This is a genomic window from Rummeliibacillus sp. TYF-LIM-RU47, from assembly GCF_008638315.1.
In the GTDB taxonomy this organism is placed as follows: domain Bacteria; phylum Bacillota; class Bacilli; order Bacillales_A; family Planococcaceae; genus Rummeliibacillus; species Rummeliibacillus stabekisii.
Window position 1 is genome coordinate 1 of record NZ_VVIR01000012.1, and the last position, 3,962, is coordinate 3,962.

The following is a 3,962-nucleotide window of genomic DNA, read 5'->3' on the forward strand; positions in this document are numbered from 1 at the left end:
CAAAGACGATGAGGTAGATAGGTTCGAGGTGGAAGTGTGGCGACACATGGAGCTGACGAATACTAATCGATCGAGGACTTAACCAAATTCTTAAGAACCTTCAATTCTCGTTTATCCAGTTTTGAGAGAACAAAATCTCTACATATATGTGGAGTGATGATGGCAAAGAGGTCACACCCGTTCCCATGCCGAACACGGAAGTTAAGCTCTTTTGCGCCGATGGTAGTTGGGGGCTTCCCCCTGTGAGAGTAGGACGTCGCTTCGCAATCAAGCACCGTACAATCGTACGGTGCTTTTTCATGTAGAAAAATTTTTTCCTACTATCCCTTTTGTAAAAGCATAAATTATATTTTTGATTGTTAAAGAAAACTATTTAATTTAGCAATGATCATTCACCATTCTGAATCCTGCCTCTTTCATCCTGTGCACTTTCACTTTAGAATAGAATTGATGTAACTATAAAGGGGTGAACTGTCTATTGATTCTTATTATAGATAATTATGATTCGTTTACATTTAATCTCGTACAATATATTCGCAACATTGGTGAGGAAGTAATGGTTTTGCGTAATGACCAAGTAACGATTGAGGAAATAACATCCATCAAACCTGATGCCATTTTAATTTCACCTGGACCTGGGAATCCATCAACAGCAGGAATTTGTCTGGAAGTGGTAAAGGAATTTTATCAAACCATCCCGATTTTAGGTGTTTGTCTAGGCCATCAAACAATTGCTCAAGCATTCGGAGGAATTATAAAAAAAGCTGCAAAACCTATGCATGGTAAAGTATCAGCCATTCAACATGATGCTCAGGAGATTTTCAGTGATTTGCCTTTGCCACTTAAAGTGGCAAGATATCATTCGTTGATTGTTGATGAAAAAACACTTCCCGATTGTTTGCAAATAAGTGCCACAAGCGAAGATGGAGAAATTATGGCTCTGCGTCATAAACAATATCCTGTGGAAGGGGTACAATTCCATCCTGAAGCAATCTTAACTGAGCAAGGCCAGCAAATGATAGGTAACTTTTTCAAAAATAAAATCAAAAGGAATAGACTATGCACACATTAAAAGAACAAAGAGAGCCTCTTTTATCCTTCGAATTTGCAGGCAGTGATGGGGAGATACAGCCGCTGACTTTTCGAAATCCGATGAAAATAATAAGTGCCACTACAGTAGAGGAGGTAATGGCTTGTCTAATGGAAGTGGAAAAAGCTGTAGACCAGGGCTTCTATGCAGCGGGCTATTTATCATATGAAGCTGCCCAGGCATTTGATAAAGCTATGAAAGTAAACAATAAAAGTGAAATGCCATTACTGTGGTTCGGTATATATGCTGAGCCTCTTCAAGAAACAGTAGGAAGCAACGGCCGTTATACAATAAGTGAATGGGTCCCATCTGTTTCGGTCGATGAATATCATTCAGCTATTAAATCGATTAAGGAATCCATTGAAAATGGTGATACATATCAAACGAATTATACAATACGCTTGAATTCTTTGTTTAAGGGAGACGAGATTGCATTTTTCGACAAATTAAGAAGAGCACAATCATCTAATTACTCTGCCTATCTACAGACGGGTGATTATAGTATATTGTCCGCGTCGCCTGAACTATTCTTCCATCTTAAAGGAAACAAGCTGACAACCCGTCCGATGAAAGGAACCATCAAAAGAGGAAAAACTTCAGATGAAGATGAAGCAATGGCGGATGAGCTGTATCATTCAGATAAAAACAGAGCAGAAAATGTGATGATTGTCGATTTACTGCGAAATGATCTTAGTGTTGTCGCAAAAACGGGAACTGTGAAAGTAGAAAAATTGTTTGAGATAGAACGATACCCAACAGTCCATCAAATGACATCTACCATTACAGCAGAAATCAAAGAAGATATAGCTCTTACAGATATTTTTAAAGCACTGTTTCCTTGTGGTTCTATCACGGGTGCACCCAAAATTAGAACAATGGAAATTATAGAGGAACTAGAAGGTTCTCCTCGTGAGGTTTACTGTGGGACAATCGGTTATATCACCCCAGCAAAGGAAGCCATATTTAATGTGCCGATTCGAACAGTAATGATTATGAACGAAACAGGTAAAGCCACTTATGGAGTAGGGGGAGGCATTACATGGGATTCGACTGCTGAAGATGAATATCATGAAGTAGTAGCAAAAGCTCTTTTACTTGAAGAAGAGCGCCCCCTTTTTTCATTGCTGGAGAGTCTTTTACTGTCAGATGGTGAATACCTTTTGCTAGATGAGCATTTGGAGAGACTTCAAGCTTCTGCAAAGTACTTCAACTATGAAGTAACTATAGAAAATATTCGTAGTGATTTGTTAAGACATGCAGAATCCTTTTCTAATGGAGATTATAAAGTTCGATTATTGGTCAATCGCACTGGGGAACCAGTAATCGAAGTGGAACCAATAGCCAAACAGTCTCCTGATCTTAAATGCAGATTAGCAGATCAACCTATAGATCAGAACAATCCTTTTTTATATCATAAAACGACAAATCGTGAAGTATATGCGGAGTTTCAAAGAAAGTATCCTGATTCATTTGATGTTTTGCTATGGAACAAAGAGGGGGAGCTAACTGAATTTACGAATGGTAATCTAGTTGTTGAAATGGATGATGCGTACTATACACCTCCTGTAAGCAGTGGCTTACTTGCTGGCACGTTCCGCAATTCTTTAATACAAGAGGGGAAAGTGTTAGAAAAAACGTTGACAGTTGAGGATCTAGAAAAGTGTCAGAATATCTGGTTCATCAACAGCGTAAGGAAATGGGTCCCTATCACGTTAATATGAAATTCAATACTTATTAAATAAAAATAAAAGCACAACTAGTTTTTAGTTGTGCTTTTTTAGGTACATCACTCTTGGTGATTTTATGAAATGGATGAATAGAGGTGAGTAGTGTTACTCATGCGCTTAGCCATTGCTTTGGCATAGGCACGCTTGCGCTGACGCTCGAGGTTTTCTGAGACAGTTAACCGAATGCATAATAACCGTTCTTCTTTTGGGAGACGTAGCCATTCAGAGGATTGGATTAGCATAAGAAAACTCCTTTCGATTGTACATTCCAATGAAATATTAATCCTGGCCAATATTCATCTAAGATGCATTTATACGACAAGTAAGTAATCTAGCTGATGATACAGACTCTAGCTTATGAAAAAGAAGAGTGGGTTATTCGTTTTTTTAGTGTGATTATATGGTAAAAAACTATATGTTGTTGTAACTTTCCGTCTGTAAAAGTACAGCGATGTCTTTGGTAGATAAATCAAAGAGTAATTTGGAACATATAAGTTACCAAATATAGGATGAATTTAACTAGTGAAGTTAATTTAGCCTGTTTGGTGAGAAGTTAAACATAAAAAAACTAGAATTTATTATTTAGAAGTTTTTTGAATGTGTTTTTAGTGAATGAGAGTTAGGACCTGAAATCGAATTGTATTATCTTTATGAAAGTTGAAAAAGAGGTTATACCTATGATGAAAATACGCTAGCTGATAGGTTTAAAGAGATGATAAGCTTCTGTTTTTAGAGTAAAGGGATGATAGATGTTTGTAGGACAGTAGAGGTAAAAAAATAAGTAAATTAGTTATTGACTTATATTTAAAAATATAATATTATATTTAAGTCGCAATAAACGACGAATCATTATCAATCTAATAGTTAATAATTTATTTGAATAAAAACGTTGACTTACTCGTTTAGTTCTGGTAATATTATTGAGTCGTTGTTAAAACAATATATTGAAATAAAAAAGTTATTGACAAAGACATTGAAGGTATGATAAGATATAAAAGTTCGCTAAAACAAACGAACGATGAACCTTGAAAACTGAACAAGCAAGATGTTAATCATTTAAACTACTAACAACTGTTAGTTTTAAAGTCATCATCGTAAAGATGATGCGCTAGTGAAATTTTGAGCAATCAAACACTTTTATGGAG

General features: G+C 36.3%; 3 protein-coding genes and 2 rRNA genes. 4 read left to right on the forward strand and 1 reads right to left on the reverse strand.

The genetic code is table 11. From position 1 onward, the window contains the following. The 4 genes from F0527_RS16815 to pabB form a co-directional block, all read left to right on the forward strand. Window positions 1–86: ribosomal RNA gene (locus F0527_RS16815) — 23S ribosomal RNA — on the forward strand; the annotation flags it as partial. A 63-nt stretch (window positions 87–149) separates the two neighbouring features. Next, a 5S ribosomal RNA gene (gene rrf, locus F0527_RS16820) occupies window positions 150–265 on the forward strand. A 213-nt stretch (window positions 266–478) separates the two neighbouring features. Continuing rightward, window positions 479–1,072, forward strand: a complete 594-nt coding sequence (locus F0527_RS16825) for an anthranilate synthase component II (protein WP_150285697.1) — start codon at window positions 479–481, stop codon at window positions 1,070–1,072. Next, on the forward strand, window positions 1,060–2,811 hold the full coding sequence (pabB, locus tag F0527_RS16830) for an aminodeoxychorismate synthase component I (RefSeq protein ID WP_150285698.1): 1,752 nt from the start codon (window positions 1,060–1,062) through the stop codon (window positions 2,809–2,811). The genes F0527_RS16825 and pabB overlap by 13 nt, the downstream gene beginning before the upstream one ends. 80 nt (window positions 2,812–2,891) lie before the next feature. Here pabB and F0527_RS17165 read toward each other — a convergent pair whose 3' ends face one another. Then, window positions 2,892–3,059, reverse strand: coding sequence for a hypothetical protein (locus F0527_RS17165; protein ID WP_184117624.1), 168 nt, complete (start codon window positions 3,057–3,059; stop codon window positions 2,892–2,894). Window positions 3,060–3,962: the final 903 nt, after the last annotated feature.